Origin of the sequence: Brachybacterium sp. UNK5269 (assembly GCF_049266655.1) — a bacterium.
GTDB lineage: Bacteria > Actinomycetota > Actinomycetes > Actinomycetales > Dermabacteraceae > Brachybacterium.
Map to the genome: position 1 here is coordinate 1 of NZ_CP184885.1, position 20,081 is coordinate 20,081.

General features: G+C 67.2%; 21 protein-coding genes. 15 read left to right on the forward strand and 6 right to left on the reverse strand.

Annotated features, from left to right (window positions below; translation table 11 throughout):
* From ACOJUI_RS17065 to ACOJUI_RS17085, 5 genes are all read left to right on the forward strand, one after another.
* Entirely contained in the window at positions 1–795 is a 795-nt protein-coding gene (locus tag ACOJUI_RS17065; protein WP_422117780.1) for a ParA family protein, read from the forward strand.
* The gene (locus tag ACOJUI_RS17070) at positions 792–1,181 is read left to right on the forward strand and encodes a ParB family protein (RefSeq protein WP_422117781.1); all 390 of its coding nucleotides are present in this window, start codon (positions 792–794) and stop codon (positions 1,179–1,181) included. The genes ACOJUI_RS17065 and ACOJUI_RS17070 overlap by 4 nt, the downstream gene beginning before the upstream one ends.
* A gap of 265 nt (positions 1,182–1,446) precedes the next feature.
* Positions 1,447–1,887 (forward strand): TnpV protein, encoded by a 441-nt coding sequence (locus tag ACOJUI_RS17075; RefSeq protein ID WP_422117782.1) that lies wholly within the window; start codon positions 1,447–1,449, stop codon positions 1,885–1,887.
* Positions 1,888–2,078: 191 nt separating this feature from the next.
* Positions 2,079–6,980 (forward strand): helicase-related protein, encoded by a 4,902-nt coding sequence (locus tag ACOJUI_RS17080; protein ID WP_422117783.1) that lies wholly within the window; start codon positions 2,079–2,081, stop codon positions 6,978–6,980.
* A 47-nt stretch (positions 6,981–7,027) separates the two neighbouring features.
* Positions 7,028–7,381 carry a hypothetical protein gene (locus tag ACOJUI_RS17085; RefSeq protein WP_422117784.1) on the forward strand — a complete coding sequence of 118 codons (354 nt, stop codon included), beginning with the start codon at positions 7,028–7,030 and terminating at the stop codon, positions 7,379–7,381.
* 375 nt (positions 7,382–7,756) lie between these two features.
* On the opposite strand, the gene ACOJUI_RS17090 is transcribed toward ACOJUI_RS17085, so the two are convergent.
* Positions 7,757–8,137 carry an antitoxin HicB gene (locus ACOJUI_RS17090; protein ID WP_422117785.1) on the reverse strand — a complete coding sequence of 127 codons (381 nt, stop codon included), beginning with the start codon at positions 8,135–8,137 and terminating at the stop codon, positions 7,757–7,759.
* On the reverse strand, positions 8,137–8,328 hold the full coding sequence (locus ACOJUI_RS17095) for a type II toxin-antitoxin system HicA family toxin (protein WP_422117786.1): 192 nt from the start codon (positions 8,326–8,328) through the stop codon (positions 8,137–8,139). The genes ACOJUI_RS17090 and ACOJUI_RS17095 overlap by 1 nt, the downstream gene beginning before the upstream one ends.
* Before the next feature lie 59 nt (positions 8,329–8,387).
* On the opposite strand from ACOJUI_RS17095, the gene ACOJUI_RS17100 reads away from it, so the two are divergent.
* Genes ACOJUI_RS17100 through ACOJUI_RS17125 form a run of 6 tightly spaced genes read left to right on the forward strand, consistent with a single transcriptional unit; the run spans position 8,388 to position 10,920 of the window.
* Complete coding sequence (locus ACOJUI_RS17100; protein WP_422117787.1) at positions 8,388–8,594, forward strand: hypothetical protein; 207 nt, start codon at positions 8,388–8,390, stop codon at positions 8,592–8,594.
* 26 nt (positions 8,595–8,620) lie between these two features.
* Positions 8,621–9,172: a DUF6349 family protein gene (locus ACOJUI_RS17105; protein WP_422117788.1), complete on the forward strand. Its 552-nt coding sequence runs from the start codon at positions 8,621–8,623 to the stop codon at positions 9,170–9,172.
* A gap of 20 nt (positions 9,173–9,192) precedes the next feature.
* Entirely contained in the window at positions 9,193–9,429 is a 237-nt protein-coding gene (locus tag ACOJUI_RS17110) for a hypothetical protein (RefSeq protein WP_422117789.1), read from the forward strand.
* Positions 9,430–9,447: 18 nt separating this feature from the next.
* Positions 9,448–9,954: a hypothetical protein gene (locus ACOJUI_RS17115; RefSeq protein ID WP_422117790.1), complete on the forward strand. Its 507-nt coding sequence runs from the start codon at positions 9,448–9,450 to the stop codon at positions 9,952–9,954.
* 43 nt (positions 9,955–9,997) lie between these two features.
* On the forward strand, positions 9,998–10,609 hold the full coding sequence (locus ACOJUI_RS17120) for a hypothetical protein (RefSeq protein ID WP_422117791.1): 612 nt from the start codon (positions 9,998–10,000) through the stop codon (positions 10,607–10,609).
* 11 nt (positions 10,610–10,620) lie between these two features.
* A complete protein-coding gene (locus tag ACOJUI_RS17125) occupies positions 10,621–10,920 on the forward strand; it encodes a hypothetical protein (RefSeq protein WP_422117792.1) in 300 nt (99 codons plus the stop codon).
* 49 nt (positions 10,921–10,969) lie between these two features.
* Here the strand turns inward: ACOJUI_RS17125 and ACOJUI_RS17130 are convergent, their stop codons facing one another.
* Complete coding sequence (locus ACOJUI_RS17130; RefSeq protein WP_422117793.1) at positions 10,970–11,533, reverse strand: TetR/AcrR family transcriptional regulator; 564 nt, start codon at positions 11,531–11,533, stop codon at positions 10,970–10,972.
* A gap of 847 nt (positions 11,534–12,380) precedes the next feature.
* On the opposite strand from ACOJUI_RS17130, the gene ACOJUI_RS17135 reads away from it, so the two are divergent.
* From ACOJUI_RS17135 to ACOJUI_RS17145, 3 genes are all read left to right on the forward strand, one after another.
* The gene (locus ACOJUI_RS17135) at positions 12,381–12,803 is read left to right on the forward strand and encodes a hypothetical protein (protein WP_422117794.1); all 423 of its coding nucleotides are present in this window, start codon (positions 12,381–12,383) and stop codon (positions 12,801–12,803) included.
* A 189-nt stretch (positions 12,804–12,992) separates the two neighbouring features.
* Positions 12,993–14,158 (forward strand): IS3 family transposase gene (locus ACOJUI_RS17140; protein WP_422117795.1). Its coding sequence is split into 2 segments (ribosomal slippage): positions 12,993–13,277 and positions 13,280–14,158, totalling 1,164 coding nucleotides; the frame shifts between segments, so codons are not numbered across the junction.
* Positions 14,159–14,293: 135 nt separating this feature from the next.
* Positions 14,294–15,415, forward strand: coding sequence for an L-dopachrome tautomerase-related protein (locus ACOJUI_RS17145; RefSeq protein ID WP_422117796.1), 1,122 nt, complete (start codon positions 14,294–14,296; stop codon positions 15,413–15,415).
* Positions 15,416–15,674: 259 nt separating this feature from the next.
* Here ACOJUI_RS17145 and ACOJUI_RS17150 read toward each other — a convergent pair whose 3' ends face one another.
* Both ACOJUI_RS17150 and ACOJUI_RS17155 read right to left on the reverse strand, forming a co-directional pair.
* Complete coding sequence (locus ACOJUI_RS17150) at positions 15,675–16,061, reverse strand: hypothetical protein (protein ID WP_422117797.1); 387 nt, start codon at positions 16,059–16,061, stop codon at positions 15,675–15,677.
* Positions 16,062–16,332: 271 nt separating this feature from the next.
* Positions 16,333–17,508, reverse strand: a complete 1,176-nt coding sequence (locus ACOJUI_RS17155; protein WP_422117798.1) for a zinc-dependent alcohol dehydrogenase — start codon at positions 17,506–17,508, stop codon at positions 16,333–16,335.
* Between the two features lie 232 nt (positions 17,509–17,740).
* Here ACOJUI_RS17155 and ACOJUI_RS17160 point away from each other — a divergent pair, with 232 nt between their 5' ends.
* Positions 17,741–18,265, forward strand: a complete 525-nt coding sequence (locus ACOJUI_RS17160; protein WP_422117807.1) for a hypothetical protein — start codon at positions 17,741–17,743, stop codon at positions 18,263–18,265.
* A 457-nt stretch (positions 18,266–18,722) separates the two neighbouring features.
* Here ACOJUI_RS17160 and ACOJUI_RS17165 read toward each other — a convergent pair whose 3' ends face one another.
* Positions 18,723–19,874 carry a glycerol dehydrogenase gene (locus tag ACOJUI_RS17165; protein WP_422117731.1) on the reverse strand — a complete coding sequence of 384 codons (1,152 nt, stop codon included), beginning with the start codon at positions 19,872–19,874 and terminating at the stop codon, positions 18,723–18,725.
* Between the last annotated feature and the right edge of the window lie 207 nt (positions 19,875–20,081).

Sequence of the window (20,081 nt, forward strand, 5' to 3'; positions counted from 1 at the left end):
ATGACCGCGAAGATCGTCGCTATATGCAACCAGAAGGGTGGCGTCGGCAAGACCACGACCACCTTTCACCTCGCCCGCGCGGCCGTCGCCGAAGGCCGCCGCACCCTGCTCATCGACGCGGACCCGCAGGGCAATCTGTCCAGCGTCACTGTCCCGGACCTGGAGCGAGACCAGCCCGGCCTCGCCGATGTCCTCACCGACCGCTCCGATGACGGTCTCGCTGACATCACCGTCCCAGGCACATGGGACGGGTTGAGTGTTGCTCCCTCCACGGGGAGCGGCCTTGTCGCCGTCCGCGATGAGCTCGTCATCGCCGGGGCAGGGCGTGAGAGCCGGCTGCGCAACGCCCTGGATGCCGTCCGCGACAACTACGACCTCGTGCTAATCGACTGCGCGCCGGCCCTCGACCAGCTCACCGTCAACGCCCTCACCGCAGCCCACGGCGCCGCCGTCGTGACCGAAGCCAGCTTGTTCAGCACCGACGGTCTCGCCCAGCTCATCCGCACGATCACGACCGTCCGACAGCACTACAACGCCGCCCTCAAGATTGCCGGGATCATCGTCAACCGCCACGACGCCCGAGAGAGGGGCGTACGCGCCGCAATGGACGAACTGGCCGAGGGGGCAGCCGCCCACAACCTCAGCCTCCTCGAGCCGCACGTCCCCAAACGAGCCGCGATCCGCGACGCCATCGAATCCGGCACCGGACTCGACCAGGCCCGCAGCGCCGAGGCCCGCACTCTCGCCACCATCTACACGGCGCACCTGCACAGCATCGAAGGAGCCCTCAAGTGAGCGACAAGCCCACCCGCAAGCGTTCGGCGTTCGGCAGCGTCGATCCCGTCGCGCCCATCGCAGAGACACCCCCACCGGCGCTTCCAGCCACCGAGGAGCCGAAGCCAACCGAACAGCAGCGGCCCGCTCCGCAGCGAGCCGCAGCCAAGACCAAGGTCGGATTCTTCCTGCCCGCCGATGAAGCCGATCGAGCCCGTGCAGCCCTGGTGAACACCTTCGCTCCCAACCAGGAAGGCCCGCGGACCTTCTCGGACCTGATCCGCCGAGGACTGCTCGCAGAGGTCGAACGCCTCGAGCGCCAGTACAACGACGGTCAGCCGTGGCCACCGGTTCAGGCTGGCCAGGTCCCCACCGGTCGCCCCAGGGACACCTCCCACGACGGATGAGACCCGCCCACCTCCAGCGCAAGAGCAGCCAGAAAGGTGACCCCCTATGGAACGCGACGACCGCCGACGGATACCCCGACAGAACGGGAACCACGGCCTCAGCCGACCGGCCACCCGGGCCCGTCGGTACAGTGACGGGCGTCTCTGTAACCGGCCTGGGGGATCTACGTGGCACGCCGTACCAAAGCAGGTAAGGACCAGCTCGCGTTCGATTTCGATGCCCTCTGGGCTGAACCCGAGGCCGACCGGCTCGAGGAGGACACCGATGAACAAGTACGGGGCGATGCTTCGCCGGCAGTGGGAGATCGCGGATCCGAGGTTCGTGGAGAGCCTGGACGATCCGACGGCACACTTCTCCCAGATGGGGGAGCAGGTGCAGAACGAGATCATCGAGCTGCTGCCGGGCCTGGAGGGGACCGACCCGGCGGAGGAGACGTACCTGCAGAAGGTGGGTCGCCTGAACGCGGCGCGGCTGCAGGCGGAGGAGATCGTGCTGGCCGAGTACCAGCCGCCGAGCGACAGCTCGGACCTGTCGCAGACCGAGGACCCGGACAACTGGGCGAGCCAGAGCGAGCAGGAGACCTGGATCCGGGAGACGTTCGCGGCGGACCCGGAGGAGATGCAGGACCGGCTGCAGCAAGCAGCCCGGCAGTGGGAGTGGCGCGAGATCATGACGATGAGCCGCGCCGAGAGCCTCGACGAGTAGAGCGCAAAGCCGCCAAGGCGTTCGTACCGCAGTCGCAGGACGTCCTGGCGCCTTCTGGCACGAAGGCACGCTTCCAGGCCAACCTCGCTGCGCTGAGGACGCTGGCAGAGCTACGGGACTCCGGCAGCCCGGCTACCACGGAGCAGCAAGCAACGATCGCGCGCTTCGGCTCCTGGGGAGCTGTGCCGGAGGTGTTCGACGAGCGCCGCCAGGACTGGCACGCCGAACGTATCGAGCTGATGGAAACCCTCGGACGAGACGGCTACGAGGCTGCCCGTAGGACCACGCTGAACGCCCACTTCACCGACCCCGCGATCGTCCGGCCCATGTGGGAGACCCTGAACGTGCTGGGCCTCAAGAGCGGCAACGTCCTCGAACCCGGTAGCGGCATGGGCACGTTCATCGGCCTGGCCCCGAACCGGCTGAGGATGACCGGAGTGGAGCTGGACCCCACGACCGCTGAACTGTCCAGCTACCTCTACCCCGATGCCACGATCCGGGCGGAGGGCTTCGAGGGCACGAACCTTCCGCTGAACTACTTCGACGGCGCGATCGGCAACGTCCCGTTCGGGAACTTCAAGCTCCACGACCGGACCCACAACGCCGGCGACCACGCGATCCACAACCACTTCATCATCAAGTCCCTGAACCTCACCCGTGGGGGAGGGCTCGCAGCGTTCGTCACCAGTGCCTACACGATGGACTCACAGAACCCGGCAGCACGCCGCGAAATCGCCGCGATGGCCGACCTCGTCGGCGCGGTGCGTCTGCCGAACCGAGCACACCAGCGGGCCGCCGGCACCGAGGTGCTCACCGACATCCTCATCTTCCGCAAGCGCTACCTCGAGGACGAGCCCGCCAAGGGCCAGGGCGACTGGATCAACACCACCAGCACCCGCGTGCCCGCGAAGAACGAACGCGTCGCCGAGCAGCTCGCCGCCAATGGCGGCAGCCTGAACATCAACAAGTACTTCCTGGACAACCCCCGCAACGTCCTGGGGGAGTTCGTCGCGACCCAAGGCGTCCAAGGCTCCGTGCAGCTCGGAGTGACCGGAGGCGACCCCGCCGACCTCTCCACCGACCTCGAGGCCGCCCTGGGCGGCATCATCGAGAGCGCCCAGGAACGCAAGCTCACCCAGGGACCGCGCCGCGACCCCGTCGCTCTGGACGAAGCCACCATCGTCAATGCCCCCAGCATCGCCTGGGATGGCCACATCGCCCTGACCGACGCCGGCGAGTTCGTCGAATACCTCTCGGGCGTCCCGCACGACCTGAAGGTCCCCAAGACAGCCCAGACCGAGGTGCGTGCCCTGATGGGCCTGCGCGATCTCGGGACCTCGCTGCTGGCGGCCGAGTCCGCCACCACCACCGACACTCCGGAGGTCCAGCAGCTGCGCGCCGATCTGCGGGGAGCATGGGAGCAGTACGTCTCCGACTACGGCCCCATCAACCGGTACACCGAGTCGTGGCGGGCTTCGCGCGCAAAGGGCGCGGAACCCGGCGAGATGATCATGGTCGCCATGGCTCCGACGGCCATCAACGTGTTTCGGCGCGACCCGTTCTCCGCGTTCGTTTTCGGCCTGGAGAAGTTCAACACCGAGAAGCAGACCGCGCAGCCGGCCGACATTCTCACCGAGCGTGCTCTGTCCAAGCGCATCGCCCCGCAGGGGGCAGAGAACGCTCACGACGCCCTGAACATCAGCCTGGACCAGACCGGCGGCGTCGACCTGTCTCTGATCGCCTCCCTCCGCGGCCAGAGCGAGGAAGCAGCCCGCGCCGAACTGGGTGCCCTGGTGTACGAGGATCCGGCGCAGGACGGCGCGCTGGTCACTGCTGCCGAGTACCTCTCGGGCAACGTCCGAGCCAAACTCGCTCAGGCCGAGGAAGCGGCAACAGACAACCCCGGCCTCTACGCAGGGCACGTCGATGCTCTCCGCAACGTCATCCCCGACGCACTGCAGCCTGCCGACATCGAACCGCAGCCCGGCGCAGCGTGGATTCCGCCGGCGGACCATGAGCGGTTCCTCTACGAGACGTTGGGTCTGCGCAGCGGCCAGCTCAAGTTCGAATCCAGCGGCGACGGGCAGTGGCACGTCAAGCAGACCGGCATCCGCAACATGTTCAGCGCGAACACGACCTGGGGCACCGAGGACCGCAGCGCCGTGGATCTGTTCCGCGCCCGGTGCGAGCAGCGCCCGATCCGCGTCGAACGGAAGAACGCCGACGGCTCCTCCTACCTCGACCCTGTCGCCACGGACGCCGCGAACCAGAAGGCAGAGGCCCTGACCGAACGATTCCAGGAGTGGGTGTGGGAGGACCCCGCCCGCGCTGAACGCCTCGCCGCCCAGTACAACGAGAAGTTCAACTCGATCGCGCTACGGGACTACTCCGCAGCCGGCCACGCCCTGACCTTCCCCGGAATGGCTACGGCGACGTTCACCCCGATGGAGCACCAGCGCACCGCGGTCGCCCGCATCCTCAGTGAGCCCGCCGTCGGCCTGTTCCACCAGGTCGGTGCCGGCAAGACCGCCGAGATGGTGATGGGCGCGATGGAGCTCAAGCGGCTCGGTATGGCCAACAAGCCGACCATCGTGGTGCCCAACCACATGCTCGAGCAGTTCACGCGGGAGTTCACCCAGATCTACCCCAAGGCGAAGCTGCTCGCCGCTGGCTCCCAGGACCTCGAGAAGTACGCCCGCCGGCGCTTCGTGGCCTCGGCCGCGAGCAACGACTGGGACTGCATCATCATGACTCGCGGGGCATTCGAGCGGCTGGACATCCAAGATGAAGCCCGCGCTGACTACCTCCGTACCCAGGTCGCAGAGTTCCGCACCGCACTCAACGGCGCCGGGGAACTGAGCACCAAGGCGATCGAGAAGCAGATCGCCGGCATGGAAGAGAAGATCAAGAAGCTGATGGACAGCCCGTCTGACCCGGGGATCAGCTTCGAGCAGACCGGCATCGACTACCTGTTCATCGACGAGGCCCACGACTACAAGAACCTGGCCCTCGCCTCGAACATCCAGGAAGCCTCGAAGGAGGGTGCCGGGCGAGCCACCGACCTCCACTCCAAACTCGAGTACCTCCGCCAAACCCACGGGGACCGCGTGGCCACCTTCGCCACCGGTACCCCCATCGCCAACAGCGTCTCCGAAGCATTCATCATGCAGAAGTACCTGCGGCCCGACCTCCTGCAGCAGGCCGGGGTCCGTGAGTTCGACGCCTGGGCGGCAACGTTCGGGAAGGTCATCGACGTGGTCGAGATGGCCCCCGAAGGCGATCGCTTCCGCCTGCAGCAGCGCTTCGCGCAGTTCCAGAACGTCCCGGAGCTCATCCGCATGATGCACGTCTACGCCGACGTGAAAATGGCCGAAGACCTCAACCTGCCCACGCCCGCCCGGATGCCCCGGCCCGACGGGAAGCAGTCTCCCGACATGGTGACCGTCGACGCTTCCCTCGCCGTCGTCGACTACATCCAGGGACTTGGGGACCGGGCAGACCTGGTGCGCGCCGGCCAGGTCGACCGCACCGCCGACAACATGCTCGCGATCTCCACCGACGGGCGAAAAGCCGCTCTGTCCATGGAGCTGGTCGGCATCGACGACCCCGAAGCAGGCAGCGGGAAGATCCCCGTTGCAGCACAGCGCATCGCGAGCATCTACCACCAGTACGCCGAGACGACCTACACCCACGACAGCGGGGAGCAGACCCCCGGCGCCCTGCAGCTGGTGTTCGCCGACCTCCGCCAGACCTCGTCCTCCGACTACGACGTCTACAGCGACCTGCGCGGCCGACTCATCGAGGCGGGCGTGCCCGCTGAGAAGATCCAGTTCATGCAGGACGCGAAGAACGACAAGGAGAAGGCCCAGATCTTCCGCGACGCCCGCAACGGCAACATCGCCGTCCTGGTCGGTTCCACCCAGACCATGGGTACCGGCACCAACGTCCAGCGCCGCGCGATCGCCCTGCACCAGCTCGACTGCCCGTGGAGGCCCGCTGACGTCGAGCAGCGCGTGGGACGCATCCTGCGACAGGGCAACGAGAACGCAGCCGTTGCCGAGCTGCGCTACGCGACCAAGCGCTCCTTCGACGCCTACATGTGGCAGACCGTCGAACGGAAAGAGCAGTTCATCTCCCAGATCATGCGGGGAAGCCTCGACATGCGCGTGATCGAGGACGTCGGCAAGAACGGGCTCGACTACGCAGAGATCAAGGCGGGCGCATCAGGGAACCCCCTGCTGATCGAGAAGACCGCTCTGCAGAGCGATCTTCGCCGCCTCAAGCGCCTGGAGCGGGCACACAACGCCGAGCAGCAGGGACTGCGGATCAAGATCCCCCACCTCACTGAAAGCCTGACCACGCTCAAGCAGCTCGCTCCCACCCTGCGCGAGCTCCACGCCCGTAGCACCGACAGCAGCGGCGACAAGTTCACCGCAACGATCAGCGGAGCCACCTACAGCGAACGATCCAAGGCCGCACAGGCACTCGGGCAATGGGCACAGACCAAGCTCGCCCGCGTCTGGCCCCACCCCGACCGAGAACGAGATCTCGGTACCGCTCTCACCGTCGCCGGCCACGACGTCCACGCCTACCTCGTCGCCGAACGCGACACGAGCCGCGGTGAGGGCCCCATCGTGCAGCTGCGAGTCCCCGGCACCACCCAGGACAACGCCGTGCAGCTGAAGGCCCAAAAGCTGGTCTCCCAACCCGACCATCACCTGATCCAGTCGATCGAGACGAAGATCGCCGGATTCGGACGTGCGGCAGATCGGATGGAGACGACCATCGAGAACCGGCAGCACGAGCTGACCGAGGCAGAGAAGAACCTCGGGAAGACCTTCAAGCACGGCCTGCTCCTGCGAGAAACACAGGCCCAGCTCGACGACGTCGAACGACGGATGATGGCACGCGAGAAAGCGGCCAAGGAAGGCCCCAGCGGCCCCACACTGGACGACCCCGGCCCTGCCGGGCCCACGGGCGGGGGAGAGGCCCCCACGCGCCCACAGGCGCCGTCCCACGGCACGTCAGTACCCGCGCACCGGCAGGCATGGCGACAGCCCGCACCCGCTAAGGAGACCGCCTACGAACGCTGACGCACCAGCCCGCGACGTCGTCTGAGGGGCGGCGCATACTGGCGCGCATGAGCCACGATCTCGACGTGTACCTCGCGCACCAGCGGGCCGTGCAGCTCGTGCACGGCATCGTCATCCGGTACCGCCTTGCCCTCGACGGTCCGACCGTGAAGACCACCCACTCCGACCTCGACGCCACGCTGCCGGCCCGCTCGATCCTCATCACCACCGACCAGGGGGAGCTGCTGATCCGCTCCGCCGAGTGGGTCGACCGCGTCGACGACCTCGCCGCGCACGTGCTCGGCTGGCTCATGGCCCACATCGACCTGCGCGCCGCCACGACCCGCACCGGCGCGCGACGCTACGACGAGGTGTGGATGACGGCCTGGCGACAGGCGAACCCTGGTGGCCGGAGAACCTGAACGCCAAAGAACCCGCCTGGCTGGCTGTGCGGGAACGGTGCCGGCGGACTGTGTAGGTGCTGCCGCGAATCGCTCCGCGATCCTTACCCTCGAAAGCCATGGCGGGGGAGTGGGCAGCCGTACCCGGCGATCAGTGCGAACGACCCAGGATCATCGCGCCATCCAGCAGGGGCACGGGCAGTGGTCCAGACCAAGGACTACACGAGGGGGAGAAATCTTCTTCGACAAGCACGCCCCGGAGGTGCTGAAAACAGCCGCAGCAACGACGGACCATCATCAACGGCTTCAGACGCACCCACCGGCTGCTCACCCCAGCCACCCACGGACAGCAACCACCGACCCGAGGGCAAGAACGTTCACGTTCGCGGCAGCGCTTCAGCCCTTCACGAGCTGCTGCACCCGCGCGGGTGACATCCCCAGGAGGGTTCCGGCTTCCCGCACGGTCAAGCCCTCGCTCTTGACGTAGTCCCGCACCGTGTCGGCCCGCAGCCGCGCCGCCTTCGCGACCAGCGCCTGACCCTGTTCGGCCAGGGCATCCGCCTGTGACAGCGCCTGCACGACCGCGTCGTCCGCGATGGTCCGCACAGTGACCTTGACGTCGGCGACCTCGGCGTCGAGCGCGAGAGCGACGATCTCCTGCGCCGCCTCCTCGACCTTGGCCAGCTTCCGTGCCTGCCCGGACACGTCCAGCTCGGGCACGTGGATGACCCACCAGCCGCCCTCGCGAACAGCCGTGGCCTCGTAGACCTTGCTCATCACTCCTCCTTCTTCACCACGCGCATGATGTTCAGATACGTCCCGCCGGCGACCTCGCGGTGCCCGTCCGGGATCGTCACCTGGCGACCGTCCTGATGCCGCCACGCCGAATGCGACCCCTTCGAGCGCACGTGCACGAAGCCCGCAGCGCGGACCTCTCTGAGAACGTCCCGGGTCTTCTTCGGTGCCATCATAACAAATAGTCTAGTCTTCCCTTGACAGTCTGTCTAGGGGAGACTAGACTAAAGCTATGAACATCGCACAGAACACCCCCACCGCCGCCGCGAACACCGCCGTTCACACCCTCGCCCGGGGCCTGTCCCACCTGCCCATGGTCCGGTGGAGCCACGAGCGCGACACGCACGTCGCCACCTGTCCCGACTGCGACTGGACTGCCGAGGCGCGCTTCACCAGGGACCTCCACACCCAGGCCGACCAGCACTACGCCACCGCCTGACCCTTCCCGTCGATTGGAGTCCCGCCATGGCTGACCTGCTCGACCTCCTCGAGGTCATCACCGCCGCACCGACCACCGCCCCGCAGGGCTTCACCACCGATCCGCAGTGGAGCCTGGCGGACCTCGAGGACGCCTACGCGGCGCTGCGCGCCCGGGCGCGGGTCGAGCTGGAGGGCGGAACGTCCGGGATCGCCCGCTGGTCGCACTGCTGGTCTCGCGGGTGGAGGGCCTTCCGCCCCGCCGGGGCGCACCCGATCGAGGTGGTCACCGCCGAACTGCGCTGCGACCACTACGGCCAGGACTGCCAGTGCGTGGGGGACATGGTCTACCGGGCCTGGTGCTGGGACTGCGAGCACTGGTCCGTGATCGCCACTTCTGAGCGCACCGCCGTGGAGGACATCCACGACCACTGCTGGCCCGGCTGGCGCGACCTCCCCGTCGGCCCTACCGCTGACCGCGAGGCGCACTGGGAGCAGGCCGGAGCGCCCATCCTCACCGAGCGCGGCCCGGTCGGCACCCGCCCCGTGCCCGGTCGCAGCCCCTTCGGGGGCTACGACCTCCCCGCCCCCACCGCCTGACTCCCGAGGAGGAGAACCCGATGACCACCATCGCCCGGACCCAGCACAACGAGCGCGTCGCCAGCGGCGCCCCCGCCCGCGGCCTCTACGCCTTCATCTGCAGCGCGGTCGGGTTCTCCCTGCCCCACCTGACCCACTTCTACGACCTGCGCGACGCGCACGACCAGCAGATCGGCTTCGGCCGGGCCTCCGGTCCGACCATGGCGCGGCTCAAGGCCGAGCGCGCCGGGGCCACCTTCTTCGTCGACGAGTTCTGAGCCCGCCAGGAGGCCGTGATGCACGTGTTCACCCGCAAGATGCGCGATGCGACCGGGAAGGTCGCCACCTACCGCACCAACCCGGGCACCCCCGACAAGGCCACCGGCCACATCGAGCCGCCCGCGTTGCCGCACCCCGACGAGATCCTCACGGTCCGCTGGTCCGGCTACTTCATCCCCTCCAGCAGCACCCGCCCCCTCGCGGAGGTCGCCGCGTACTACGCGGCCCACCCCGACTCCGAGGGGGAACCGATCTCTGGTGATGAGTGCGCCCGCGTCCGGTACAGCCAGTGCGGCGACCCCGACCCCGATCCCACCACCGGTTGCCGGGGCGAGGAGCACTGCCAGGCCGCGCCCCACGCTGGCGGGACCGGGTGGATCTACGGGCGCACTGCCCGCTACCGCGACATCGCCCACGTCCTGTACCCGGGCGGCACCGCTCCCGTCCCCGTCGAAGACGCGTCCGCCCCGGGCCCCGAGGCCCCTGTGCAGCTGGCCCTGTTCGAGTACCTCACCACCGCGTAGCGGGCTTGAGACGATGTGCCCCACACCGAGAAGGAGACCCAGCGTGGGACGACTGACACCCGAGCAGCGCGACCAGATCGCCGCCGACGCCGCCGCCCGCTACCGCGCGGGAGAGACATGGCAGCAGATCGGCGACAGCTACGGCATCACCGGCGATCACGTCCGCCGGCTCACGATCGCCCGATTCGAGGTCACCTACCGGCGTTGGGGACAGCAGCCCGTCGCAGACCCCCAGGAGGTCCGCCGGCGGCGCGACGAGGGGCAGTCCATCCCCGCGATCGCCGACGCCCTCGGCTGCTCCCTACAAGCCGTGCGGACCGCCCTGGAGCGGACCGGCCGTGACGACACCACGCGGTACCCGCGCCTGTCCATGCGGCGCCGGCCCACCGCGGCTGAGCTCGAGCACGTCAGTCAGCTCTACGAGGCCTGCCCCCAAGCCCCGCGAGCCCGCGAGGGCGCCCGGAACGTGCGCGGGGACGAGGGCCGCGCCCTCGCCGAGGCCTGCCGCGCCCTGGTCGATGATGGCGTTCCCATGCTTACCCTGGCCCGTGACCTCGGGCGAGGTGCCACCTGGATCCACTTCATCCTGGAATGCCACGATCTCCGGCCCGCCCCGCATCCCATCAAGAGCACCGCCCGACGAACGCGCGTCTGAGAGAGGGAGTTATGTACGAGATCACCGCAGAGCAGCGGACCGCTGAGCGCCACCAACGGCGCGCCTTCGCCTTCGCCGTGCTGGTCGTCATCTTCGGCAGCCTCACCGCTGTGGCTGCCTATGTCGCCTTCTCGAGCGGCGCCGGCGTCCCCTTCGCTGTCACTCCCGAACTGCAGCGCGCCAGCGTCATCGCCATGGGCGTGAGCGGCGTGCTTGCCCTCGCCGCCGCCGCCCTCATGTGTTGGGGGTTTTGGCAGTACTCCCGCGCTGTTCGCCAGTACTACGACCACGAGTTCCGCGACGCACGCTAGGTGCTGTATGCCCGCGCCTCACGGCCCCAGGCGGGGAGTGTCTACCGACTCATCGGGGCAGCATGCGATCGAGGACCGCGACCGCCCAGTCAGGCGACCGATCGTCAGCGTGCATGACCATCTGACGGGCGAGTCCGTCGATTACCGAGTGCAGCTGGTCCAGCTGTGCTGGCCCGCCGTCGAGTCCCATCGCGCCGAGAGCGCGCCGACAGGTCGCGCGCACCGCGTCATCCACGAGCTGCCATGCCGCGTGCAGGGCCGGGTTGTGCACCCCGAGCGCTCCGATGTAAACCGCGGCGATCACTTCCTGTCGACGCTGCGGGTTCAGCGGCAGCAGAGCCCTGAGTGCAGCTCTGCCCCACTGCCGGTCACTCGGCTCCGCCGGCAGCGCCTCGATCCGCCGACTGATCCGGCCTTCAACCTCACGCATCACCGCCGCCCACACGGCGTCCTGCGACGCGAACAGCTCATACAGGGAACTCATCGGGATCTTCGCCTCGGCAGCCACTCGGCGCACTGTCATCGCCGCATCGCCCTCCTGAGCAATCAGCCGCAGCGCAGCAGCGACCACCGCTCGCTCTCGGGCGGGCTTGTCGACCATCGGCTTGAACACGATTTCATCGTCGCACGCTGGCCGTGGCTAGCCCGGCTGCCAGATGATGCCGACGCACAGAGAGACTGAGGTGGCAGCTCGCGATCACCCTCGAGCTCTCCGCCCCGACACGCGGCCGCCTGGAACGTGAATCTCACGTAAACCCTCAGCGCAGGTCAGGCCGGCTTTTCTAGAACCGGGCGAGGGCGCCGTCACGGCGCCGTGACGGCGCCGTCTGTTAAAAACACTCCTCACCGACTATGGTGGTGACCACAAAGACGGGGCCCGCCCCGGCAATGCCGGGACGGGCCGTTGGGTTGATGTTCGAGGCTCGACCCCTCAGGACATCAGATGGACAGCAATGTGAGCGATGGTCGCGAGTAGCTGCACGTAGGGCCTGCCAGCCCGTGCGGTGCTCGCGACTTTCGTTTTCCACCCAAGGTGCCGTTTCCGGCGACCTCTTCGGGACTTGGAAGAGTCGTCCACTTGCTTCTCCTTTCTCTTAGCACCCGCCGACCGCCGAGACAATCGACGGGTGGGCAGCTACCGCTGCCCCGGGCGCTCCAAGAGGAGACGGAGTCCATACTACTTCTAGTGGTGACCCATCGAAGCGATGACAAGTAGCGCCAAAAAGCTGATTCTCCGATAAATGCGCTGGTCATTGCGCACAACCTGGTGCCATGCCGTGTCACGGCTCGACACGGAGCTCTGAGAATCGACTCTGTGCCGAGGTGCCGCTCGGCGTGTCGCAGCATGTCAACCTCGACGCGAGTGGCGAATCGGCGCGTGTCGCCCCTTGCGGCACGGCCATGACGCGGGTGCCGGCGACTGGAGCATTATCGATGATGGCTGGCTCTACCCTCAGCCCATGGACTTCTATGGCCTCGCAGCTCAAGTCATCCCCGTGCTGTATCTGGCGATGCTGTTCGAGTCTCGACACCTCACCCGGAAGCCCGATTCCTACTTCGAAAGGGATGGCGAACCGAGGTTCTGGAACGCGAGCCAGCCGGTGGGCTGGATAGCTCTAGTCATCTTGATGGGCGTGGGTGAAGTGACCGCGCTGCTGTGTGTTTGGCAGCGCGTCACGCTCCCCATCGCGGACGCCGTCGTTGTGCTCGCTCTGCTATCGGGCGTGCTTGGAGTGGGCGGGCCTCCCATAGCCCAGGAGGTCCGCTACTTGCGTCAGCACCGCGCCGCCGGAGGCGGGTGGCAGATGCCAGCCTTTATAGCGGCCGCGCTCCTGGCGCTCCTGATAGGCCCGTTGAGCTGGCTAGCAGCACTCGCGCCATGAACGGTCCTTTTCAACGGACAGGGAACCTGCCTCGCTTGGTCCGAAGGAGTCACGCGGCCAACGCTGCGCGCACCGCGCTGAGCCCCAGGACCTGGCCCTGATCTGGGAGGGGCGCATAGGGGACTGATGCACGAGTAGGTGTCACATGATCTGTGGCGCTCCGCGGCGCTGCAGGGAAGGATGTGCACCATGCCTGCTCCCTATCCCCAGGAATTCCGTGACGACGTCGTGCGCGTCGCGAGAAACCGCGAACCTGGCCAGAAGCTGTCGATGATCGCGAAGGACTTCGGGATCTCCGAGTCCTGCCTGACGAACTGGATGCGCGAGGCCGATGTCGAAGACGGTGCCCGGCCCGGCAAGACCAGAGAGGAGTCCTCCGAGCTGCGCGATCTGCGTCGCCGGAATCGGTTGCTCGAGCAGGAGAACGAAGTCCTGCGCCGCGCGGCCGCCTACCTCTCGCAGGCGAACCTGCCGGGAAAATCCTCTACCCGCTCGTGAGCGAGCTCGCCGGCGATGGCGTCCCTGTCGCGGTGTCCCTGCGGGTCCTGAAGCTCTCCCGCCAGCCCTACTACCGCTGGCGGAAACAGCAGGTCACCGAGTCCGAGCTGGTCGAGGCCTATCGGGCGAACGCTCTGTTCGACGCCCACCGCGATGATCCCGAGTTCGGCTACCGGTTCCTCGCCGGCGAAGCGGAATCCGTTGGCCAGCGCATGTGCGAGCGGACCGCGTGGCGGATCTGCCGAGACAACCAGTGGTGGTCCGTCTTCGGGAAGAAGCGCGGCAAGAATGGGAAGCGCCCCGGTCCGCCAGTCCACGACGATCTCGTCCAGCGCGACTTCTCAGCCGACGACGTTAACGAGCTGTGGCTGACCGACATCACTGAGCACTGGACCGATGAGGGAAAGCTCTACCTCTGCGCCATTAAGGACGTGTTCTCCGGTCGGATCGTCGGCTACTCCATGGATTCCCGGATGAAGGCTCGTCTCGCGGTGAACGCCCTGGACAACGCTGCTTCGCGACGCCGAGGCGCCGCCGGATGCATCGTGCATTCGGACCGAGGATCGCAATTCCGGTCACGGAAGTTCGTGCACACTCTGAACCGTCATCACCTCATCGGATCGATGGGACAGGTCGGTGCGGCCGGGGACAACGCCGCGATGGAGTCCTTCTTCGCCCTGCTCCAGAAGAAGGGACTGGACCGCAAACGCTGGCGGACCCGAGACGAACTGCGGATCGCGATCATCACCTGGATCGAGAGGACCTACCACCGCCGCCGCCGACAGGCCCGCCTCGGCCGATTGACCCCCATCGAATACGAGACCATCATGAACCCGACCGTCAGCCTGGCGGCCTAACCCCAGCTGACACCTACTTGTGCATCAGTCCCGGGGCTGCCGGACAGGACCGGTCCTGCCCGACGGCTCCCGCCCCGGCGACCGGGAACCCGGTGCACCGTCTCGAGCACGAACCCGACTGACAGGAGCGATGTGATGGAGAATCGATCGGAAGACCTGCCCGCGGAGCAGCCGGTGGGCGAGCTGGAGGAGGTGGCCCATTTCCACGGCGCCATGTTCACCGGCGTCACGGTCTCGCACCGGGGGCGGATCTTCGTCAACTACCCGAAGTGGGGCGATGACGTCGCCTTCACGGTGGCCGAGATTCGCGACGGCGAGGCGGTGGCCTACCCGAACGAGGCCATCAACCGCACCGATCCCGACGACCTGGCGAACACCCTGGTCTCGGTGCAGTCCGTGGTGGTGGACCCTGCCGACCGGCTGTGGATCCTGGACACCGGAAGCCCGCTGTTCAAGCCCACGACCTACGGCGGGCCCAAGCTCGTCTGCGTCGACCTGACCAGCGACACGGTGGTCAGGACCATCCTGTTCCCCCAGGACGTCGCCCTGCCCACCAGCTACCTCAACGACGTGCGCTTCGACCTGCGCCGCGGAGCCGAGGGCGTCGCCTACCTCACCGACTCCTCCGACCAGGGACCCAACGGGCTGGTGGTGGTGGACCTGGCCACCGGTCAGAGCTGGCGGCGGCTGCACGAGCACCCCTCCACGAAGGCCGAGCCGCTCACGGACTTCGTGCCGGTCGTGGAGGGCCGCCCGGTCCTCGACCGCCAGGAGGACGGGACCGTGGCGCCGGCGATCGCGATGGGCGCGGACGGAATCGCCATCGGCGCCGACGGCGCCCGCCTCTACTACTGCCCGCTGGCGTCCCGGCGGCTCTACAGTGTGGACACCGACGCGCTGGTGGACCGAGCCCTGGATGAGGCGGCCGTGGCCGCCACCGTGAATGATGAGGGCGACAAGGGCGGGGCCGGCGACGGGATGGAGTCCGACGCGCAGGGCAACGTGTATGCGACGAACTACGAGCACAACGCGGTGCTGCGGCGCCGGGCCGACACCGCCGGGGCGTGGGAGACCGTGGTGTGTGACCCGCGGTTGCTGTGGCCCGACACGCTCTCGGTCGCGGCCGACGGCTACCTCTACGTCACCGCGAACCAGCTCCACCGGCAGGCCGACTACCGGCAGGGGCAGGATGAACGGGTCAAGCCCTACACCCTGTTCCGCACCCGCATCGACGTCCAGCCCGTCCTGCTGCGCTGACCACAGCGGGACAGAACTGCACGCAGCCCCACGCACAAGCAACTCACCTGATCCCTCAGCCTCCTTCCCGATGAGATTCAGGCCCGGCAGTTCGGCGTGAAGACGCCTGACACGGCTCCTCCTCAAGGGGCACGAGCGACAGGGGTGAGCCTCGGGACGGTCGAGACTGCGCCCGCCCGTGTCCTGGCGTGTTGGGGAGTCTGCCGTGGAAGATGGTAGAGACGTTGGCAAGGGGGTACGAGGGCCACATGCGCAAGCGTCAGAGCGGGGCGACGCGTTCGGACACCAGCCGTGCGGTGGCGTTCAGCGACGGCATCATCGCGATCGTCATCACGATCCTGATATTTGAGCCCACGCCGCCAGAGACCGAGCCCGGGGGCTGCTGGCTGGCCTGCTGGGTCAGTGGCCGACATATCTGGCGTATGCGGCCTCCTACACCTACCTGGCCGTGTGAATCGCCCCGGGTCTGGTGGAGGCTCTGAATCCACGGGAGGATGAGGAGCATGGCAGCACCGAGGAAATACCCGGCTGTCCCCGCCCGCCGCTGCCGGGTGCGCCCGGTGAGGTCGGTAGGGTTCACCGCGGCCGCGTGAACACGAATCAAGACCTCGCCCTCGCCGAAAACGGGATCGGGAAGCTCGATCACGTCGAGGACGTCCGGGTCACCGGGGGTATGGAATCCAATTGCCTTCATACCCGTGGCAACACGGCCCCTCAGAGCACTATTCCGGCCACTGACTTCGCCCGATGAATCCCCGCGCCCCTCTGCGCTGCTGTGTGCGATCGACCCCGGTGCTGGCCGTGAACGGTGAACGCACCAGGCGGCCACCCGGTGTGGGCGCGGGCCACGGACGGGCCCAAGACACGCCAGTGCCCGGTCTCGAGATGGAGACCGGGCTCCGGCGCGTACTGGGAGGCTAGGGCTTGAGGACGACCTTGATGCAGCCGTCTTCCTTCTTCTGGAACTTCTCGTACATCGCCGGCGCCTGGTCCAGGGGGGCGGTGTGCGTGGTGAGGTCCAGCACGCCGAGCGGGTCTGAAGGGTCATCGACCAGCGGCAAGAGGTCATCGGTCCACCGCTTCACGTTGCATTGGCCCATGCGCAGCTGGATCTGCTTATCGAACATCGTGAGCATCGGCAGGGGGTCCTTCATGCCGCCGTACACCCCGCTGATCGAGATCGTCCCGCCTCGCCGGACAGCCTCGATCGCGGTGTACAGCGCATCGAGCCGGTCCACCCCGGCCGTCTCCATCGCCTCGCGTCCCAGCGCGGAGGGCAGTAGCCCTACCGCCTGGTGGACCGCCCCGGCCACCGGGGAGCCGTGGGCCTCCATCCCGACCGCGTCCACCACCGCGTCCGGGCCGCGCCCGTCGGTGAGGTCTTTCAGCTGCTCCGCCACCTCGCCGGACGAGTCCAGCGTCTCGATGCCGTGGCGCTCGGCCATGGCACGCCGCTCGGCGACCGGGTCCACCGCGAGTACCCGGTAGCCCAGGTGGCGGCCGATCCGGGCGGACATCTGGCCGATCGGGCCCAGGCCCAGCACGGCCAGGGAACCACCCTGAGGGGGCGCGGCGTACTGTACGGCCTGCCAAGCGGTGGGCACCACGTCGGAGAGGAACAGGTAGCGCTCGTCCTCACCGGTGTTGGGGACCTTGATGGGTCCGTAGTCCGCGTGCGGGACGCGCAGGTACTCGGCCTGCCCGCCGGGCACTGAACCGTAGAGGCGGGAGTATCCCAGGAAGACTGCACCGCTGTTGTACTCCCGGACCTGGGTGGTCTCGCACTGGGACTGCAGGCCCTGGGTGCACATGAAGCAGTGCCCGCAGGAGACGTTGAACGGGATCACCACCCGGTCCCCGGCCTTGATGTGGGTGACGGCCGAGCCGACCTCCTCCACGATCCCCATGGGCTCGTGGCCGATGATGTCGCCCTTATCCATGAACGGGGTGAGCACCTCGTACAGGTGCAGATCCGAACCGCAGATCGCGGACGAGGTGATCCGCACGATCGCGTCCGTGGGCTCCTGGATAACCGGATCCGGGACCTCCTCCACACTCACCGTCCGCTTCGCCTGCCAAGTCAAAGCCTTCATGCGTCCTCCTCTCCCAGGGCCGCCGCCCCGACCGGGACGACAGCCTGCTGATCTGATCGGTCCCAACGACCCTACTCACGCCATTTTAGGCGCAGGCGCGTGTTCACCGCCAGAGAACGACGAGACTCACATAAAGTCCCCGCGTAGCAGGGGCCGTGCCTCACATGGTTTTCCCCGCGAAATCTTCCGTGGTTTCGGGGGACTGCCCCAACTTCCTAAGTCAGTGCTTGCCATGCTGGCCGCATTGCTGACGACGGCAATCGCAGCCGGAGGTGTTGCAGCGGCGTGGGTGTTCATCGGCCCGACGGGGTTTGTCTTCGCCTTGGTCACTCATTTCCTTCTTATGGCGTGGGTATCTTCGGTCGTTGGCCATCGGGTACGGATTTCGGATTACGGTTGGCTGCGAGTCAGGTTCTGGGAGTTGCGGCTCTACCCAGCATTGGGGGTCCGGCTGTTCGGAAAGCTGCTCGACGTCATCGGATGGAACCGAATCATCTCAAGAGAACGCGGGTTCAACGGCGCACGGCAGGGCCTGAAAGAGCTCGATCAGCACACTCGGCGCTCCGAAATCGGCCACAGCAGCTGCCTGTTCGTCACTGCGGCCCTGACTCTCGGCGTGCTAGCGACAGGATCATGGGAAGGCGCTGTCTGGCTAGTTGCTCTCGGGATTCTTTTACACTTGTACCCGGCGCTGCTTCAGCGGCTCTTACGTGCGCGCATCCAAGCCATACCGATCAGCCCCTCAGGGGGCGTTTAGCTAGCCCAAGCCGACCCGCTGACCGATCCTCAAACTGACACGACTGAGCGCGAGCCGCCATATAGCCCTGCGAGAGCCCCGCCACTTATCTCTGCGATTCACAAAACAGGGCGTTCTTTACGGCGCACAGTGTCGCCGTTGGGTATACCCAAACAGGACAATATTAGTGCCGTGCAGTTGTTCGGGAGCACCGCAAGTCACGGCGCAGCGGCGAGCAAGGGCCGAGGAGCCCTCCTGCATCTGCCGGCCGAAAAGGGTGATTCGCCATTGCAGGGGAGGCCATTTAAGGTTCGAGGAGTTTTCCGCTCTCCGGGCGCGACTTATGCGATGACGAAGCTGACCGACCTCCGCCGAGCTGTAGCGGCACGCGCTTCGGCTCGGGGAGGTCGATCCTTGGCGGATTCAAACGGGGCGAGGTTGAATGGTTCCGCGACCCGTCGACCTACTTCGCCCCGGATCAGTGCTTCTTCGGGGTGTACAGCACAGGGGCGGGGAGCCCCGCCTCCTCGCGGATCCGCCGCGAAAGGTGCTCGATCGAACGCAGGGCATCAACGAGCGCAGGCACGGTGACCTCGAAGGGCATGCAGTGGATGGTCTCGCCCTCCGCCGTCGCACCCTCGGCGACCTTGGTGATCGTGTCGATGTCGTCCACATCGATGCCGACCTCGGTGAGGGTCGTGGGCAGCCCCACGCGAGTCGTGAACTCGATGAAGTCAACGATGTCCTGGTACGGGGCACCTTCCAGGACGAGCTGGGTGAGGCTACCAATGTTCACCTTGAAGCCGTGCATGAGCCCGTGGGTCTGGGGCACCTGCGTGAGGCCGTTGTGGATCGCATGCGCTGCAGCAAGGCCACCCGACTCAAAGCCAAGACCCGAAAGCAGGATGTTCGCCTCCGTGAGCTTCTCGACCGCGGGAGTGATCAGCCCATGGCGCACTGCGTCCATCGCAGGAAGCGCATTCTCCCAAATGATCTCCCAGGAGAGCTTCGCGAGAGCCGTCCCGGTGACTGTCGCGAGGTCACCCGCGATGGTGTCGGAGAAGGACTCCGCCACGGCTTTGGCCTCGAGCCAGGTCGCGAGCGCATCCCCGACACCTGCCGCGAGGAAGACGGGTGGTGCCGCCGCGATGACATCGACGTCCACAAGGACGAGGTCGGGGTTGTGGGGGAAGATCCGGTACTCCAGGAAGTTGTGCTCGGCGGTGTAGATCACGCCGAGCGCGGAGGTGGGCGCGTCCGTGGATGCCGCCGTCGGTACCGTGACCCACCGGATGCCAGTCTCGTGCCCCGAGGCCTTCGCGACATCGATGGCGCTTCCGCCACCCACGCCGACAACCACATCGGCGTCGTGCTGCTTGATGAACTCCACGAACCGGGCGATCTCCCCGGGATGGGGAATGCCTCCGAACTCCTCCCAGATGACAGGCAGCCCGGCTGCCTCGAGGCTCGCGACGACACGGTCGCCGACGAGCTCGCGGACGAAGGCATCCGAGATAATGAGGGGCTTCTTGCCGACGCGGGCGAGGTTTTCGCCGAACTGTGCGAGCGCGCCGCGCCCCTGGACGTACCGACCAGGGCTGACGAGTGTCTGAACAGTGCTCTGAGCCATAGCTGCAGTCTCCTTCGACTGGAGGATTCTTCCGACTGGATTCTTCGAGTCGCCGCTGCGGGTGATGCGCCGCGGTTGTGCTCCACGCTAGGGAAGCCCGCGGGGTGTGCACATCGGGGAGAGCCCTACGCCGGAGGTAGGGAAAATCCGCCTTGTCCGCTCCCGCCGCGAACGGAAGGGTAGCCGCGGAGCCCTTCAGACACGCTG